Origin of the sequence: Blautia sp. OF09-25XD (genome assembly GCF_003482095.1) — a bacterium.
GTDB lineage: Bacteria > Bacillota > Clostridia > Lachnospirales > Lachnospiraceae > Fusicatenibacter > Fusicatenibacter saccharivorans.
Genome location: NZ_QUMG01000014.1, coordinates 85,430 through 102,043, shown reverse-complemented (window position 1 = coordinate 102,043; position 16,614 = coordinate 85,430). Strand labels below are relative to the sequence as shown.

Here is a 16,614-nt window from a genome sequence, read left to right as displayed (position 1 = left end):
TAATATTCGCTATAAACACTTGTAAAGAAAAAGAATGTTTATAGCGGAAGTAATGAGAATGTTTATAGCGGAAGTAATGAGTTGATTGTTTCACAGTTGCTAAGTAATTATGTGATTTTTTCATTGTTGTATTGCAATATTGAAAAATTGAAAAACTGTTTCGAGGAATTACAATTAATTTGTAAATCTGAGGGAATTAAAGCATGCGGACGGAATTTCTTTGAAAAATGGATTTTGTTATTACTATATGAAAACAAATACTATTTATTGAAGATAAGTTTACAGTTAAGACGTTTAATGAGACATTTAATAAGGCGTTTGCTAAGGAGATGATGAGATGCCATATTTTACGGTATTTACTTCGACATATAATAGAGGATATACACTTTTCAGATTATATGAGTCGTTGAAAAATCAGGGAACGACAGACTTTGAATGGTTGATTGTTAATGATGGATCGACAGACAATACGCATCAATTAGTTGAAGAGTGGATCAGGAAAGAAAAAGAATTTTCAATTAGATATTTGGAAAAAGAAAATGGAGGAAAACCAAGAGCAATCAATTATGGGATTCGGTATGCGAGAGGTAAATTCTTTTTTATGGTTGATTCTGATGATTTTCTATTACCGAATGCGTTATCAAAAATGAAAAATTGGTGCAAAGAGATTGAAAATAATTCAGATTATATTGGTGTTGGAGCAGCCAGGGGATTTCCAGATGGTTCTTATATAAAGGGTGTTTCACCTATTGTAAACGAACAAGGATATGTAGACGCTACGAATCTACAGAGAATACAATTTAATTTGGATGCAGATATGTGTGAGGCATATAAGACAAAAATATTGAAAAAATATCCGATGCCGGAATGGCCGGGCGAAAAATTTGCACCAGAACAAATCGCATTGAATGAAATTGCGTTGGATGGTTATAAATTGCGGTGGCATTCAGATATTATTTATCAGTGTAATTATCTGGATGATGGCCTTACCAAGGGAAGCAAAGTATTAGAAAAAAATAACCCAATGGGTTATGCGATGATGTATTGTCATATGCTGAAATATCCTGAGTGTTCAAAAAAGCAAAAATTTTATGCTGCCTGTCAAGTGGTTGCATTATCAATAGTTGGGGGACATATAGAATATGGTTTTCAAGGACAGAATAAAAGATTGATATTATGCGCACTTATTCCGGGTATTTTTTTAGCAATTCGGCGTAGATATCAATTCAGAAAGGTATCAACATGATTTCAATTATTATACCTATTTTTAACGCAGAAAATTATTTGAAAAGAATGTTAGAAAGCATTTTGGGTCAATCATATCAAAAGTTTGAGTGTATTTTAATTGATGATGGTAGTAGTGATTCATCTTATAGTATATGTAAGGAGTATGAAGAAAAAGATACTCGCATGCGTTGCTTTACGCAGAAAAATCATGGAGTTTCTTACACAAGAAATAAAGGAATAAGTTTGGCAAGAGGAAAATTCATAGCGTTTTTGGACGCTGATGATTTTATTCCACCCAATTATCTGTATGAACTAGTAAAATGTTGCGAAATAGGCGATGTTGCAATATGCGATACAGTGTTTCTTGATGAAAAAGCGGTGAAATTTAGATTTACAGTAGGAAAAACTGTATTAACACGAACCGATGCGATAAATGCTCTTTTGATTCGGAAATCTATTAATTCGGGTCCGGCAGGAAAATTGTACAAAAAAGAATTGATTGCAAATTTAAAATTTCCGTCAATAAAAACATATGAAGATATTCTTTTTACATTGGACGCGTTATTAAATGCAAATAAAATTGTAACGACAGATCGAACACAATATTTTTATGTTGAAAATAATAATGGAGCAATGAGTAAGATGATAAAAAATCCTTCATTGGATATCATTATTGCAACAGAAAGGTTGCTTCAGGTTATCGCACAAAGGAAGGATTTAAAGCCAGAATGTTGTTATGTTACAGTATCCCATTTGTTTCAATATGTAATAGGACTTTTTCAGGAGAATAATTATAGAAATTCAGAATTTGTTGATGGGACAAGAAAATTATTCCGGAAATATATGTGTCTTATTCTTACTTGTAGAGCAATTCCTTGGAAAGAGAAACTTGTGTTTTTTTTATTTGGTCAGGGAATATTTTTGCAAAATGGAAAAAGAATTCATTGGATAAGGAAGGAATGAAAATGGCAAAAATTTATATGTATGCTCATGGCGGGAGTGGAAATCATGGATGCGAAGCAATTGTGCGTTCTACATGTGATATGTTAAACAATCCATTATGGGATGAAATATTGCTCATTTCTTCTAAAACGGAAGAAGATATAAAATATGGGTTAGATAAAATTTGTACAATTAAGAAAGATGTACAGTCATATTCCAAAATAACTTTACCATTTATTCGGGCATATATAGCATTAAAATTAAAAAATGACTATGTGCCGTTAGATAAACTTAACTATAAGAAAACCATTGACATGGTGCATAAAAACGACATTGTATTATCTATAGGCGGTGATAATTATTGTTATGCTGATGTGAATAAATATATTATGCTACATAATATGATGATTTCTAGGGGAGCCAAGACAGTATTATGGGGATGTTCTATCAATCCGGAAGTATTGAGTAATCCGGAAATTGTTAATGATGTGAGACAATATCAGCTTATTACAGCAAGAGAATCTATTACTTATAATGCACTGAAAAAAATAAATCCCAATACCATACTTGTTGCAGATCCTGCATTTGGACTCAAAACAGCATATGCAGAAATTCCATCTAAGTTTATCAATAAAAACATGGTAGGAATTAATTTGAGTCCGATGGTACAAAAAGAAGAAAAGATTTCAGGAATTATAATGAAAAATTATGAGATCTTGATAGAACATATTTTGAAAGAAACAGATATGGCAATTGCATTAATTCCTCATGTAATCTGGGATGACAGTGATGATAGGATACCATTAATGCAGTTGTATGAACGTTATAAAAAAAGTGGAAGAGTTTTAGTAATAGAAGATCAAAATTGTTCAAAACTTAAGTATGCGATTTCAAAATGTAGATTTTTTGTTGGGGCAAGAACGCATTCCACTATTGCGGCATATTCTTCGGGGATACCAACACTGGTTGTAGGATACTCTGTAAAGGCAAGAGGAATTGCTAGGGACTTGTTTGGAGATGAAGAACAGTATAGTTTATCTGTTCAAAGGCTGAAAGAAACAGATGAGTTGCTTAAAAAGTTTAGATGGATATTAGAAAATGAAGAATTAATCAAAAAACAATTAAATAGCAAAATACCAGAAGTTATTAAAAGAGCATTAACTGCAAAAGAATATGTTGAGCGATTACTTTAAAGAGGAGATGGTTCATGTCTAGATTAGAAAATTCTGCTAAGAATATTTTGGGGTCATTTGGGAATAATTTTGTGGCTTCTTTATTAGGCTTGATTTCTAGAACTGTGTTTATCTATACATTGGGAGCGGATTACTTGGGACTATCTGGGCTCTTAAGTAATGTTTTAGGATTTTTGGCGATTGGTGAATTGGGGATTGCAACTGCAATTGGGTTCAGTCTTTATAAGCCTTAGCTGAGAAAGATTATAAGTCCATCAGTACATTAATGTCCGTCTATAGAAAAGCATATTCGGTTATAGGTGTTATTGTGCTTTTAGCTGGAATTATTCTATTTCAATTCTTAGATTTTTTTGTTCCCGTAGAACAACAGCCAGACGGAACAACCTTTGCTTACTTTGCGTTTTTAATTAATACTGTTATTGGTTATTTTTTATCATATAAGACCACACTGATATCCTCAGATAACCAAGCGTTTAGACTGATTCCAATTAATGTATCAATAAATTGTGTTCAAACACTTTTGCAGATTATTGCATTGTTAATTTGGAAAAGTTATATTGTATATTTAACAATACAGATCGGATGCTCGATCGTTTTGATGGCCGCACAAAATTTATACATAACAAAAAAATATGATAAAGTTACTTTTTATTCAAAGGATAGACTGACAGGTGCTCAAAAACAGGAAATTCAAAAAAATATATCAGGATTGATTGTTGCAAAAATAGGAGACTATTTGGTTAATTCAACGGATAATCTTATTATTACAAAACTTGTAAGCTTAGTAGCCACAGGAATATATTCCAACTATCTTTTGATTCGGAATCTGATCAACGGATACATAAGTGCTTTGTTTGCAGGTGTCACTGCTGGAATAGGAAATATAGTGGCAGTGGAGAATGATGAAAAAAAATTAGATGTATTTAATACAATGTTTTTCATTGCCTTTTTTATTTATAGCATAGAAGCTACATGTTTTATGTGTTTATTTAATCCATTTATTGGTGAAATTTGGATTGGTGAAAAATACTTATTTAGAACAGGAACTGTAGCAATTATTGTAATAAATAATTATCTGACAGGATTACGAATGCCACTCATTACCATGAAGGGAGCAGCGGGGAAATATTTAGAAGATGCTTGGGTTCCATTTGCTTTTGCGATTATTAACTTGGTTGCATCTATCTTATTTGCTAAGCCGTTTGGGGTTTCAGGAGTTTTTCTGGGTACAATTGTTGGCAGTCTACTTACTGCTGATTGGTATAGGCCAATTGTAATCTATAGATCTGTATTTCATTGTCCTGTTAGAGCGTATTATAAACGATATGTATTATATGTTTGCTTAGGGATTATCTATATTGCACTGGCATATTGGACTTGCACCTGGATTTCTAGGGGAAATATCTACTTTAGATTTGTAGAAAAAGCGGTTGTTGCTATTGCTATTCCAAGTGGATTTAATTATATTTTGTTTCACCATACCAATGAATTTAATTCTGTAATGAAGCTTATGAAACGTATTGGAAAAAGACCGTTGGGCAAAATTAAAGACTTTTTAAAACGGAGAAATTATGAATAAAAAAAGTTAGCATTATTATTCCATGCTTTAATGGAGAACGTTTTATTGATAGATGTTTACATTCTATTGAAATTCAAAATTATCCACATATTGAAGTGGTTGTGGTAAATGATGGATCGATAGATCAAAGTGAATCCAAGATATTGGAATGGAAAGAAGTACTGGAAAATAAAAAGATTTCATTAATATATATTAAACAAAAAAAATCAAGGGATTGGAAGCGCAATAAATACCGGCCTGAAATATATTTCTGGAGAGTATTTATTATTATTGGACATCGATGACGAGTATTTGCAAGGTGCATTGTTAGAGCGAGTACAGTTTTTAGAAAGTCATAGGGAAATGGATGTAGTGCGTTCGAATGGGTGGTATGTAAGAAAAAATGGAAAAAGCCTGTTTATTTATGATGAATGTGAGAAAAATATTCAGGATGTTTTTACGGCATTATTGGAAGGGAAGACAAATAATTGGGCTGGAAGTTATATGGTTAGAGTGTCTTCCTTGTTTAAATTTTATCCTGAAAGAGAAATTTATCAATCAAAATATGGACAAAATTTACAACTGTTATTGCCATTGCTTTACAATAAAAAATGTGGATTTATTGATAAACCACATATGAATTATAACCAGCAAGAAAATTCATTAACCAAAACTAATGTTGAAAAGAGTAAAAAGAAAAAAGAGTTTAGATAATGCGAATGGTTTTCGTGATATTAGAGAACATATGGTTCAGATTATTATTCATGATGAAAGGGAACGAGAATATTATCTAGATATTATACAAAATTTTTACTGGAGAAGTGTCATGCAGATTGCAGGGGGTGTATAATGATGACATTTTGATGAAAGAAGCTTTTTTGAAATTAAAAATAAATAAAAATGTACAATTGGATGACTATATTATATATTGTCGTTTGACACATCCTGAACTTGTTTTATTATTACGTTTGTTTAGAAAAATAAAATCTAAATTAGGAAATTTGTGAAGGCAGATCATGCAAAGGGCTATGATGATTATATATATGGCCGTGAGACTATGTGATGCTTATGTCAAAAAAAGTGCAAAAGAATTACAGTATGATTACAACAGGCTTTGTTGAACAGGAAGGTGAAGATTATGCCTAAATTCGCAGATAAAAGTCAATGCACAGGTTGCACTGCCTGTGTAAGCATTTGTCCACGGAACTGTATTCAGATGAAAAAAGATAATGCAGGATTTGAGTTTCCGGTAATTATGGAGCGGTCTGCGTGTATTGATTGTGGGGCTTGTGAAAGAGTATGTCCCGTGTTAATGAAGAAAAAAGATGATGAAAACCTATCAACGTCTGCATATGCGGCATTCTCTAACAATAATGCACTTCGACTGGAGAGTTCCTCCGGTGGAATTTTCTCTGAGTTAGCAGCTACCATTTTACAGCGAGGCGGAGTGATCTATGGTGCAAGCTATGATGACGAAGGCGTAGTCAGACATATTGAGATAAAAGAGCAAACGGAACTCGGTAAACTACGAGGAGCGAAATATTCGCAAAGTATTTTAGGAGACAGCTTTTTAAGCATAAAAAAACAACTGGATTCCGGACGAATAGTGTTGTTTTCAGGTACACCTTGTCAGGTAGCCGGATTGAAAGCCTTTTTAAAACGAGATTATGAGAATTTGGTCTGCATAGATTTTGTATGTCATGGAGTACCGTCTCCGATGGTATGGGAAAAATATGTAAAGTATCGATCTCTAACGGATAATAGTGATTCATTTCCACAGCATATAAATTTGCGAAATAAGGAAAGTGGTTGGAGTCATTACGCATACTCGGTTAAATTTGCTTATGCAGACAAGAAACGCTATTTATGTAAAAATGGTGATGATCCCTTCATGCAATTATTTGTAAAAGATTATATTTTGCGGGAATCTTGTAGTAGCTGTCATTTTAAAGGATATCATCGTGTTAGTGATATAACATTAGGCGATTTCTGGGGAATATGGAATATTAATCCCAAAATGGACGATAATAAAGGAACATCTCTTATATTAACGCATACTGCAAAAGGCGAAAAAATGATGAACGCAGTTTCTGAAAACATAAAATGTGAACAAGTTTATTTGGAACAGGCGGCAAGAGAAAATCCATCGTTATTGAGATCATCAGTTCATAAACAAAATAGAGATATTGTTTTAAAAACTATTGAAAGCGAAAATTTTCAGGAAATATTGCCATTACTTCAAGTAAAACAACCACAAAGGCGAAGTAAGAAGGAAATAATTAAGCGTGTACTCAAAAAGCTGTGTGGGTTAGGATGAGTCACGATAACGGAGGACATTATCAATGAAATGGCTACGGCAGCACAAATGGACGTTCATTATCAGCGTACTTCTATTCCTCGGAATCACAAACTGCCAAAACCTCGACCAATCAAAACACTCCCTAAGCTACTCTTCCTATCAGATCCCCTCCGACAAAATCGATACCCCAATCCGGATTTTGCAGCTGACGGATCTGCACAACAGCGAGTTTGGAGAAGACAATCAGGAGCTGATTGACCGGATAGCAAGTCAGTCTCCCGATCTGATCCTGCTCACGGGGGATCTGTTAAATTCCGGAGAGCCTGTCACAGAGATTGCTACCAATTTGATTTCTTCTCTATGCGAGATTGCTCCCGTCTATCTGTCCTTGGGAAATCATGAGATAGAATACCAGGACAATTTTGGCACAGACGTCACACAATTGTATCAGGCCGCCGGTGCAATCGTTCTGGAGCACCAATACCGGGATATCACCGTAAAAGGCCAGTCTCTTCGCATTGGCGGCATTTACGGTTACTGCCTGCCGGACAAATACCTGGAAACGGAGGAAGCTGATCTTAGCGAATGCATGTTTTTATGGGATTTTGAGAATACCGACCGTTACAAGATCCTGCTTAGTCATCTTCCGATTGCCTGGCTGAAAAATGATGCCCTGGAGGAATGGAACATGGACTGCGTGTTTTCTGGTCATCTTCACGGAGGGCAGGTCATTTTGCCTGGAATCGGCGGCGTATATGCGCCGGATATGGGCTGGTTTCCGGGACGGCTGAAGGGTGTTTTTGATTCAAAGGATGGAAAACGGCATCTGGTTTTGTCTGCGGGGCTTGGAAATACGGAGGTGATTCCGCGGTTCAACAATATTCCGGAGATTGTCTGCGTGGATCTTGTACCGGAAGGAGGATGGTGAAAAAACTTGCACATGGATTAGGGCTGCGAATGTTACGGTTCGCTGGGAACCAGTGAACCGTAACTTAATCTGGGCATATTGTTTCACAGGATCGGCTGGCAGCTTGACATGTCGCCGGTTCTGTATTATAATAACGATGTTCACGAAAATGAAAGGATAGATGTACATGAACAAACAAGAATCTGATATTTTGAACGTGATCCTGCAATACCACTGCCGGAACCAGCGTGCGCTGGCGGAGCGGTGTGGGTTTTCACTGGGAATGGTAAACCGTTCGGTGAAAGCGCTGCAGGGGCAGGGTTTTTTAACAACAGATATGGAGCTGACGGAAAAAGCCAGGCTTGAGATGGCAAAGCATCGCCCGAAAAACGCGGTGATTCTGGCTGCCGGATATGGAATGCGGATGGTGCCGATTAATATGGAAACGCCGAAAGGACTTTTGGAAGTAGAGGGGGAACCGCTGATCGAGCGGCTGATCCGTCAGCTTCATGCGGTAAAGGTGAAGGAAATTTATGTTGTCGTTGGTTTTAAAAAGGAACAGTACGATTATCTGGTTGACCGGTATGGCGTGAAGCTGGTTGTCAATATGGAGTATGCAGAGAAAAACAACCTGCATTCCCTGGCAAAGGTATTGCCGCAGCTTGGTGAAACGTATCTTATGCCGTGCGACCTCTGGTGCCGGGAAAATCCGTTTTCGGAGTATGAGTGGTATTCCTGGTATCTGGTGAGCGATGCAAAAGATCCAGACAGTACGGTTCGTGTGAGCCGGAAGTGGGAGCTTGTGCCTCAGGCGGGGAAAAAGAAGGAAATCATATGATCGGCATCAGCTATCTGACGGATTCTGTGGCACAGTCGATGGCGCGGCGAATCGAAACGATGGTACAGGATCGCCGGTATGACCATGTTTTCTGGGAGGATGCCCTTTTTGCGGAAAACGGAATGCCGGTGCAGGCAAAGCTTGTCCCGGAAGGAGCTGTGGTGGAGATCAATACCTACGAGCAGCTGCGGGAACTGGATGAAAATTCGGATCAGCTGAAGTCGGATGCGATGGCAGAAATTGAACGGGTGCTTTCGGTTTCCGGTGAGGAGATTACGGGAATTGAGGTCCTGAAAAAGGGAATGACAAACCGTTCGTTTTTATTCCGCTGTCGCGGCGGGCGGTATATTATGAGAATTCCGGGGGAAGGCACGAGTCTTCTGATCAACCGCAGGCAGGAGGCGGCGGTATATCGGACACTGGACGGAAAGGGCATCTGCGATGAAATCGTGTCGATCAATCCGGAAAACGGCTATAAGATTACGAAATACCTGGAGGGTGCGCGTGTCTGCGATCCGGAAAACCCTGAGGATGTGCAGGCCTGTATGAAAAAGCTCCGTTCCTTCCATGAGGAGCATCTGAGCGTGGAGCATACGTTTTCGCTGTTTGACCAGATCGCATACTATGAAAGTCTGTGGGAGGGAGAACCGTCTGTTTATCGGGATTACAGCACGACGAAAGCGCATGTGCTGGAGCTTGAGGCTTATCTGGAAGCGCAGCCGAAGGTGTGGACGCTGACGCATATTGATGCGGTGCCGGACAATTTTCTGTTTGTGGAGAAAAACGGCGGAACGGAAATTCGTCTGATTGACTGGGAATATGCGGGCATGCAGGATGCACATGTGGATCTGGCGATGTTCTGCATTTACGCCATGTATGACCGTCCGCAGGTGGATGCGCTGATCGACAGTTATTTTACGGAAGGCTGTCCGCAGGAGGTGCGCACGAAAATTTATGCATACATTGCGGTGTGCGGGCTTTTATGGAGCAACTGGTGTGAGTACAAGAGCCGGTTAGGCGTGGAGTTTGGCGAGTATTCGCTGAAACAGTACCGATATGCTAAGGATTACTATAAACTTGTTAAGCAGGAGCTTGCCAAAAGCAAAGGTCAGGAAGAATAAGAGGGTGGAAGAATGAAAGCGATGGATGTGGGGCAGAGACCGGGAAGTGAAATTCAGCAGAAAAATCATGTAGAACGTGCAATTATCATGGCGGCGGGAACGGGAACGCGGATGCGGCCGGTAACGCTTACTACGCCGAAACCGCTGATCCGTGTGAAGGGTGTCCGCATGATTGATACGGTGATTCAGGCGCTGCATGAAAATGGAATTTATGAGATTTATGTAGTAGTGGGATATCGGAAAGAGCAGTTTGCGTGCCTTACCGCAGAATATAAAGGTGTGACACTGATCGAAAATCCATACTGGGATTCCTGCAATAATATTGCATCGCTCTATGTGGCGCGGGAACAGTTGGAAAATGCAATGATTCTGGATGGGGATCAGATTATATACAAAAAAGAAATTCTTGCACCGGAATTTACGCATTCTGGCTACAATGCTGTCTGGACGGACGAAAAGACGGATGAATGGCTGATGCAGGTGAAGGATGGAATCGTGTGTTCCTGTAGCCGGACCGGCGGTAAGGGCGGCTGGCAGCTCTTCAGTGTATCACGTTGGAACCGGGAGGACGGAAAGCGGCTGAAACGCCACCTGGAACTGGAATTTGAAAAAAAACAGAACCGCCAGATTTACTGGGATGATGTGGCGATGTTCTGTCATTTTGAAGAATATGAGCTTGGCATTTATCCTATGCAGGAAGGCGATCTGATTGAGATTGATGATTTCTCGGAACTCTGCGATCTGGATCCGTCTTACTGCGGATATGAGGCACAGGGGCAGGAAAAATCAGAAGAAAAATAAGCTGGATCGGGCAGTATAGCAGAAAGGAACAGAAAACATGAATACAGTTGATGAAAACAGAGTGGCGAAAAAGAAACAGAGCGGAAAAATACGGAAAAAAGGTCAGATTGACTGGATGATCACGCTGCTGCCGCTGGGACTGATTGCAGCGCTCAGCATTTTGTTTTTCCTCCTGCCGGAACAGTCCAACACAGTTCTTGCGAAGGTACGCTTCTTCTTGGGAGATACCTTTGGAGTCTATTATCTTGCAATTGGCCTTGGCGTTTTTCTGCTCTCTTTGTATCTGGCATTTTCAAAATATGGCGATATTGTGTTAGGAGAGCAGGATGAGAAACCGAAATATTCTTTTTTTGCCTGGGGATCCATGATGTTTACGTGCGGCCTTGCGGCAGACATTCTGTTTTATTCTTTTGCAGAATGGGTGATGTATGCTGCTGATCCGCAGATTGAAAAGATGGGCGGAATCCAGGAGTGGGCGGGCGTGTACCCGCTGTTTCACTGGAGTCTGATTCCGTGGGGCTTTTATCTCGTTCTCGCTGCCGCATTTGGGTTTATGCTGCACGTGCGGAAACGGAACCGGCAGCGGTATTCAGAAGCCTGCCGTCCGATTATGGGAAAACAGACGGACGGCATCGGCGGACGGCTGATTGATCTGCTGGCGGTATTTGCACTCCTTGCAGGAACGGCAACGACATTCAGCGTGGCAACGCCGCTGATGGCAAGTGCAATCAATGCATTGTTTCATATCAATCTGGACCGGAACGCAGTGACAATTGTGATTCTGCTGATTACGTGTTTTGTGTACACGTATTCGCTGCTTCACGGCTTCCGCGGAATCGGTTTTCTGGCAAAGCTCTGCATCTATCTGTTTTTCGGGCTACTGGCGTACGTGCTGCTGTTCGGCGGACAGACGCGGTATATTATCGAGACGGGATTTTCATCGCTGGGACGGATGATTCAGTATTTCCCGACGTTGGCGACCGATACCGATCCGCTGCGCGAGACGCATTTTCCGCAGAACTGGACTATTTATTACTGGGCATACTGGATGGTATGGTGCGTGGCGGCGCCATTTTTTATCGGAAGTATTTCCCGGGGAAGAACGGTGCGGCAGACAATCCTTGGCGGATATGGATTCGGCGTTGGCTCCACGATTTTAAGCTTTATCATCCTGGGAAATGAATCGATGGGGATGCAGATGGCGGGAAAAGCGGATTTTATCGCGCGGTATGCCAAAGACGGTGATCTCTATGGAATGATTATCGCCATGATCCAGAAGATCCCGTGTGCATCGCTGGTTCTTGTCGTTCTGCTGCTCACGATGATTGCCTTTTATGCGACCTCGTTTGATTCGATTGCGCTGACGGTTTCCTGCTACAGCTACCGCCGTCTGGAAGAGGGACAGCAGCCATCGAAAGCGATTCAGCTTATGTGGTGCCTTCTGCTGATTCTGCTTCCGATTGCACTGGTCTTTTCCGAAAGCTCTATGAGCAATCTGCAGTCGGTCAGTATCGTGGCAGCGTTTCCGATCGGAATGGTAATTCTTCTGATTGTGGCGGGATTCCTAAAGGATGCCGGAGCATATCTGAAAGAAATAAAGAAGAAATGATTTTTTATGCAGCATGAAAATAGAGCCGGATTTCTATTTGGCGGAAATCCGGCTGTGTGCATTTCAGACAGTGTAGGTCTATACAAACAGTGTACACCCCTGCCGCTTGAACTGTTCGATCTTTTCGTCAATGAGCTCCGGCGTTACACCGAGATGCTCGGCAAGACACTGCTTGCAGAAAAACTGTTCTGCGCCGCGGTTGATAAATTTACGGTGGGCGCCGATCTCGTTATGTGTGAGTTCTTTGCCGCACTGCATACAGCGTGCCATCAGAGTTTTACGACCTTTGCACGGTATACTTTTGATGCAAACGGCTCGAGTTCTGTGACAAGGGATGCATTGTTTGCACACAGGTTCTCGCCGGTCCAGACCTCAGTAAGTTCCAGAGTACGGCCAGTGGAGAACGGAAGGCCGATCTCATCCAGATTCATGGCTGCACGCGATTTTTCATCACTGAGATTGAACATGCCGATAGCAAGATTTCCGTTTGCGAGCGCTTTTACATAAATCAGAACGTTGTCATTCCATGCATGGTTTTTCACTTTATACGGCTGACGGCAGAGCGGATCCTGGTTGATGCGGATCATTTCGTCATTCATGAGAATGCGGCGGGTTTCGTCGCTCATCTCGCGGATGTCGCAGCCGATCATCAGCGGGGAGCCAAGGAATGCCCACAGTGCATAGTGTGTCTGATACTGGACATCGCTGCAGCCGGCCAGTCCAACATTTCCTTTTCCATGCATGCCGACGATCAGCATGTCCATATCGTTGAAGCAGCCGACGCCGTTGTACGGATGCAGTTTTTCCTGCTGTGCCACGAGATCTTTGACAGAATCCCAGGTATCAAAGATGTCGCCGGTGGAACGCCACATGGAAGCGCCGGTTTCTTTGATCCACTCATGCGTTTCATCAGCACCCCAGGAGCAGGCAGAGAAGAGAATGTCGCGGCCGCAGTTCTCGAGTGCCAGTCCCATGCGGCGGTACAGATATTTTCCGTGCAGGATCGGACTGTGGTAGCAGTAGTCGTATTTTAAGAAATCAACATCCCAGGATGCGAAAGTTTCCGCATCGACAAATTCGTGCTCATAGCTGCCAGGGTAGCCGGCACACGTCATGTTTCCGGCGCAGGAATACATACCGAATTTCAGCCCTTTGGAATGAACGTAATCGGCAACGGCTTTCATACCATACGGAAATTTTTCCGGATCCGGCACAAGACGGCCGTTTTCATCGCGTTCACGTAAAGACCAGCAGTCGTCGATGACAAGATATTCGTATCCTTTATCGCGCAGGCCGCTCTCGGCCATGACATCAGCAGTTTCAAAAATCATTTTTTCATTGATATTTTCTCCGAAGGTGTTCCAGGAATTCCAGCCCATCGGCGGTGTAAGTTTGATCATAGTATTGACCTCCCGTAAGTTTTGATGTACTTTGAGTATAGATGGATTTCCAGAGCAAAACCATGGAATTTTAAGACAAAAGCATGGATTTTTGCTTCATAAAGAATAAAATACGGGAAAAGGAAAGAATATGCTTGTATCAGAAATGAACGGGATCCGGCCTGTCGATGCCGGGCGGCAGGATTGCCATGATCTGCATTCCTGGGGGCCGGGTGTACGGCAGTGCTATATTATACATTATATTATAAGCGGAAAGGGAACGTTTACCTGCGGGAAAAAGACGTACACACTTACCGCCGGACAGAGCTTTTTAATCTGTCCAGAGCAGGTGGTGCAGTACGCGCCGGATGAGAACGAGCCGTGGGAATATGTGTGGGTTGATTTTGTCGGGGAACAATGCCGGCAGATTCTGGCACGGTCGGTACTGAACCCACAGCAGCCGGCGGCGCCGCCTCTCCGTCAGGAAAGGCTTCTGCCGTATTTTGAGCGTCTCTGCCAGATGGAACTCTATCGTCGGAACAGCCAGGAGGCCGTCGGTGTGCTGCTTGCGCTTCTGGGCGTGTACCAGGATCTGGCGGAGCCGCAGCGGGAGGAGAGAAAGAAGGAAGATCCGTGGATCATGGAAGCGATGGCTCTGATTGCCGCAGGGTATCACAGGAGTGAGTTCTGCGCGGAGACAATTGCGCGGAAAATGGCGGTCAGCCGCACAACGCTGAACCGTCTGTTTCAGAAGAAAATCGGCCGGTCACCAGGACAGTATCTGCTGAAATATCGGCTGCAGCAGTCAGAAAAGCTGCTGCAGATGGGGATGACGGTCAAACAGACGGCGCTGTCGTGCGGATTTGAAGATCCCTTTTACTATTCCCGTGTGTTCCGGAAACACTATGGAATGCCGCCGTCGGATTACCGGCTGGAGTTTGCAGAAATTCAGTGAACGGCGGGCGTTACCGCTCGTCGGAGAGATAATTCCGCATAGAGCGCAGGGCGGACTTTTCCAGCCGGCTGACCTGCGCCTGCGAGATGCCGATTTCCCGGGCAACCTCCATCTGGGTCTGCCCCTCATAGAAACGCATGCGGATGATCTGGCGTTCGCGCTCATTGAGACGGGCGACCGCGTCCTGCAGGGCGAGGTTCTGCACCCAGTTTTCTTCTTTATTTTTCTTATCACTTAACTGATCCATGACATACAGGGTGTCGCCGCCTTCCGTGTAGACGGGCTCATACAGACTCATCGGGCTTTGGATTGCGTCGAGGGCATAGACGATATCCTCTTTTCCAATGCCGATTTCAGCGGCGATTTCCTCGATCGAAGGCTCTTTCTGGTTCTGCTTGAGATAAAGTTCGCGGGCGCAGATGGCGCGGTAGGCAGTATCCCTGAGGGAACGGCTGACGCGGATCGCATTGTTGTCACGCAGATACCGCCGGATTTCACCGATGATCATCGGCACGGCATAGGTGGAGAAACGGACGTTTAAGGTCGTGTCGAAGTTATCAATCGCCTTAATCAGGCCGATACAGCCGATCTGAAAGAGATCGTCGGCGTTTTCACTGCTGTTGGAGAAGCGCTTGATCACGCTTAAGACAAGGCGCAGATTGCCCTGAATGTAGCGTTCGCGGGCAGCAGCATCTCCTTCGCGGGCCTTTTTCAGCAGAGTCACCTTTTCTTCGGTATTCAGTACGGGAAGGCGTGATGTATTGACTCCGCACAGTTCAACTTTATTGATCGCCATGGTATGCATCCTCCTGAAACATGGAACGTATGGTTACCGTTCGTTACTGTTATACGTTCATGATTGGCAGTTGGCGGGACGAATATACGAGAGCCCGGAAAATTTCATAAAGTTTTAGTCCTTGACAAAGCTTTTGGAAAATGATTTCCTGCTATTGTAGAAACGGCGGAAAGTGTGATAAGATAAGGGAAGTGTACGAAATGCGAGGTCTTGTTTTATGATGAGTGGAAAGGAACGAAGAGAAGAGATTCTTCAAAGAATAACAAACAGTAAGACGCCGGTCTCCGGTGCAGCGCTGGCGAAGAGCTGTGAAGTCAGCCGTCAGGTGATTGTCCAGGACATTGCCCTGATCCGCGCTGCCGGATACGATGTGATTGCGACAAACCGCGGCTACATCTGCAGCAGCCCGGTGAGAGAGACGCGGGTCTTTGAGGTGAATCACACGGATGAGCAGATGCAGGACGAGCTGAATACAATTGTGGATTTCGGCGGCGTTGTGCTGGATGTGATTGTGCGTCACGAGGTTTACGGAGAACTGCGGGCGGAACTTAATATCAGTTCACGAAATAAGGTGGCACTGTTTATGGAAGAAATCCGGCAGGGAAAATCACGGCCGCTGAAGAATATCACATCAGGGGAACATTTTCATACCGTATCGGCAGACTCTGCGCAGACCCTGGATCTGATTGAAGAGGAACTGCGAAAGAAAGACTACCTGGTGCGGACTGTGAAATAGGGGAAAAAGCCCTTATTTTCACAAAAAACTGTTATTCGAAAAAATTTTAAATTTTTTTCAAAAAGGTGTTGACTTTTCTCTTAGGATAGTGTAATATACATGATGTCAGCGGGAACGAGTGATAAACAAAGAGTTCTAAAGCGACAAAGAAATGTGCGTTTAGCTCAGCTGGATAGAGCGTTTGGCTACGGACCAAAAGGTCGGGGGTTCGAATCCTCTAACGCACGGACGGTAACCGTCCTGGTGAAAATCA

General features: G+C 42.4%; 18 protein-coding genes and 1 tRNA gene. 16 read left to right on the top strand and 3 right to left on the bottom strand.

Features of this window, described 5'->3' with window-relative positions; genetic code table 11:
- Positions 1-337: 337 nt before the first annotated feature.
- The 13 genes from DXA93_RS12025 to DXA93_RS11970 all read left to right on the top strand — a co-directional run bounded on the left by DXA93_RS12025 (position 338) and on the right by DXA93_RS11970 (position 12,495).
- Positions 338-1,246, top strand: coding sequence for a glycosyltransferase family 2 protein (locus DXA93_RS12025; protein ID WP_117509382.1), 909 nt, complete (start codon positions 338-340; stop codon positions 1,244-1,246).
- Positions 1,243-2,190 carry a glycosyltransferase family 2 protein gene (locus DXA93_RS12020; protein ID WP_117509381.1) on the top strand — a complete coding sequence of 316 codons (948 nt, stop codon included), beginning with the start codon at positions 1,243-1,245 and terminating at the stop codon, positions 2,188-2,190. The genes DXA93_RS12025 and DXA93_RS12020 overlap by 4 nt, the downstream gene beginning before the upstream one ends.
- Before the next feature lie 2 nt (positions 2,191-2,192).
- Positions 2,193-3,362: a polysaccharide pyruvyl transferase family protein gene (locus DXA93_RS12015; RefSeq protein WP_117509380.1), complete on the top strand. Its 1,170-nt coding sequence runs from the start codon at positions 2,193-2,195 to the stop codon at positions 3,360-3,362.
- A gap of 14 nt (positions 3,363-3,376) precedes the next feature.
- Entirely contained in the window at positions 3,377-3,595 is a 219-nt protein-coding gene (locus DXA93_RS12010) for a hypothetical protein (protein ID WP_119198569.1), read from the top strand.
- Between the two features lie 74 nt (positions 3,596-3,669).
- Entirely contained in the window at positions 3,670-4,941 is a 1,272-nt protein-coding gene (locus tag DXA93_RS12005) for a lipopolysaccharide biosynthesis protein (RefSeq protein ID WP_147398803.1), read from the top strand.
- Positions 4,938-5,225 (top strand): glycosyltransferase family 2 protein, encoded by a 288-nt coding sequence (locus DXA93_RS20670; RefSeq protein WP_119208400.1) that lies wholly within the window; start codon positions 4,938-4,940, stop codon positions 5,223-5,225. Before DXA93_RS12005 ends, DXA93_RS20670 begins: the two co-directional genes overlap by 4 nt.
- Positions 5,131-5,634: a glycosyltransferase family A protein gene (locus tag DXA93_RS11995; protein ID WP_119208398.1), complete on the top strand. Its 504-nt coding sequence runs from the start codon at positions 5,131-5,133 to the stop codon at positions 5,632-5,634. The genes DXA93_RS20670 and DXA93_RS11995 overlap by 95 nt, the downstream gene beginning before the upstream one ends.
- A gap of 424 nt (positions 5,635-6,058) precedes the next feature.
- The gene (locus DXA93_RS11990; protein ID WP_119208397.1) at positions 6,059-7,237 is read left to right on the top strand and encodes a Coenzyme F420 hydrogenase/dehydrogenase, beta subunit C-terminal domain; all 1,179 of its coding nucleotides are present in this window, start codon (positions 6,059-6,061) and stop codon (positions 7,235-7,237) included.
- A 25-nt stretch (positions 7,238-7,262) separates the two neighbouring features.
- Positions 7,263-8,147 carry a metallophosphoesterase gene (locus tag DXA93_RS11985; RefSeq protein WP_119208395.1) on the top strand — a complete coding sequence of 295 codons (885 nt, stop codon included), beginning with the start codon at positions 7,263-7,265 and terminating at the stop codon, positions 8,145-8,147.
- A 166-nt stretch (positions 8,148-8,313) separates the two neighbouring features.
- Positions 8,314-8,964, top strand: coding sequence for an NTP transferase domain-containing protein (locus DXA93_RS20000; protein ID WP_330425843.1), 651 nt, complete (start codon positions 8,314-8,316; stop codon positions 8,962-8,964).
- On the top strand, positions 8,961-10,085 hold the full coding sequence (locus tag DXA93_RS19995; protein ID WP_330425844.1) for a choline/ethanolamine kinase family protein: 1,125 nt from the start codon (positions 8,961-8,963) through the stop codon (positions 10,083-10,085). Before DXA93_RS20000 ends, DXA93_RS19995 begins: the two co-directional genes overlap by 4 nt.
- A gap of 12 nt (positions 10,086-10,097) precedes the next feature.
- Entirely contained in the window at positions 10,098-10,886 is a 789-nt protein-coding gene (locus tag DXA93_RS11975; protein WP_243001878.1) for an NTP transferase domain-containing protein, read from the top strand.
- A gap of 37 nt (positions 10,887-10,923) precedes the next feature.
- Positions 10,924-12,495: a BCCT family transporter gene (locus tag DXA93_RS11970; protein WP_022461560.1), complete on the top strand. Its 1,572-nt coding sequence runs from the start codon at positions 10,924-10,926 to the stop codon at positions 12,493-12,495.
- A 78-nt stretch (positions 12,496-12,573) separates the two neighbouring features.
- Here DXA93_RS11970 and DXA93_RS11965 read toward each other — a convergent pair whose 3' ends face one another.
- Both DXA93_RS11965 and DXA93_RS11960 read right to left on the bottom strand, forming a co-directional pair.
- The gene (locus DXA93_RS11965) at positions 12,574-12,765 is read right to left on the bottom strand and encodes a hypothetical protein (RefSeq protein ID WP_022461561.1); all 192 of its coding nucleotides are present in this window, start codon (positions 12,763-12,765) and stop codon (positions 12,574-12,576) included.
- A complete protein-coding gene (locus tag DXA93_RS11960; RefSeq protein ID WP_118595036.1) occupies positions 12,765-13,895 on the bottom strand; it encodes a glycoside hydrolase family 27 protein in 1,131 nt (376 codons plus the stop codon). Before DXA93_RS11960 ends, DXA93_RS11965 begins: the two co-directional genes overlap by 1 nt.
- 130 nt (positions 13,896-14,025) lie before the next feature.
- Between DXA93_RS11960 and DXA93_RS11955 the strand changes: the two genes are divergently transcribed.
- A complete protein-coding gene (locus DXA93_RS11955) occupies positions 14,026-14,829 on the top strand; it encodes an AraC family transcriptional regulator (RefSeq protein ID WP_119208393.1) in 804 nt (267 codons plus the stop codon).
- A 10-nt stretch (positions 14,830-14,839) separates the two neighbouring features.
- Here DXA93_RS11955 and sigG read toward each other — a convergent pair whose 3' ends face one another.
- A complete protein-coding gene (gene sigG, locus DXA93_RS11950) occupies positions 14,840-15,625 on the bottom strand; it encodes an RNA polymerase sporulation sigma factor SigG (RefSeq protein WP_119208391.1) in 786 nt (261 codons plus the stop codon).
- 220 nt (positions 15,626-15,845) lie between these two features.
- On the opposite strand from sigG, the gene DXA93_RS11945 reads away from it, so the two are divergent.
- The gene (locus DXA93_RS11945) at positions 15,846-16,361 is read left to right on the top strand and encodes a transcription repressor NadR (protein WP_055220692.1); all 516 of its coding nucleotides are present in this window, start codon (positions 15,846-15,848) and stop codon (positions 16,359-16,361) included.
- A 153-nt stretch (positions 16,362-16,514) separates the two neighbouring features.
- Positions 16,515-16,588, top strand: a tRNA-Arg gene (locus tag DXA93_RS11940).
- The last annotated feature ends 26 nt before the right edge of the window (positions 16,589-16,614 follow it).

Bases quoted from the DNA above. Each gene is read 5' to 3' on its own strand.
- DXA93_RS12025 (WP_117509382.1), top strand. From the start codon at position 338: ATGCCATATTTTACGGTATTTACTTCGACATATAATAGAGGATATACA.
- DXA93_RS12020 (WP_117509381.1), top strand. From the start codon at position 1,243: ATGATTTCAATTATTATACCTATTTTTAACGCAGAAAATTATTTGAAA.
- DXA93_RS12015 (WP_117509380.1), top strand. From the start codon at position 2,193: ATGGCAAAAATTTATATGTATGCTCATGGCGGGAGTGGAAATCATGGA.
- DXA93_RS12010 (WP_119198569.1), top strand. From the start codon at position 3,377: ATGTCTAGATTAGAAAATTCTGCTAAGAATATTTTGGGGTCATTTGGG.
- DXA93_RS11990 (WP_119208397.1), top strand. From the start codon at position 6,059: ATGCCTAAATTCGCAGATAAAAGTCAATGCACAGGTTGCACTGCCTGT.
- DXA93_RS11985 (WP_119208395.1), top strand. From the start codon at position 7,263: ATGAAATGGCTACGGCAGCACAAATGGACGTTCATTATCAGCGTACTT.
- DXA93_RS20000 (WP_330425843.1), top strand. From the start codon at position 8,314: ATGAACAAACAAGAATCTGATATTTTGAACGTGATCCTGCAATACCAC.
- DXA93_RS19995 (WP_330425844.1), top strand. From the start codon at position 8,961: ATGATCGGCATCAGCTATCTGACGGATTCTGTGGCACAGTCGATGGCG.
- DXA93_RS11975 (WP_243001878.1), top strand. From the start codon at position 10,098: ATGAAAGCGATGGATGTGGGGCAGAGACCGGGAAGTGAAATTCAGCAG.
- DXA93_RS11970 (WP_022461560.1), top strand. From the start codon at position 10,924: ATGAATACAGTTGATGAAAACAGAGTGGCGAAAAAGAAACAGAGCGGA.
- DXA93_RS11965 (WP_022461561.1), bottom strand. From the start codon at position 12,765: ATGGCACGCTGTATGCAGTGCGGCAAAGAACTCACACATAACGAGATC.
- DXA93_RS11960 (WP_118595036.1), bottom strand. From the start codon at position 13,895: ATGATCAAACTTACACCGCCGATGGGCTGGAATTCCTGGAACACCTTC.
- DXA93_RS11955 (WP_119208393.1), top strand. From the start codon at position 14,026: ATGCTTGTATCAGAAATGAACGGGATCCGGCCTGTCGATGCCGGGCGG.
- sigG (WP_119208391.1), bottom strand. From the start codon at position 15,625: ATGGCGATCAATAAAGTTGAACTGTGCGGAGTCAATACATCACGCCTT.
- DXA93_RS11945 (WP_055220692.1), top strand. From the start codon at position 15,846: ATGAGTGGAAAGGAACGAAGAGAAGAGATTCTTCAAAGAATAACAAAC.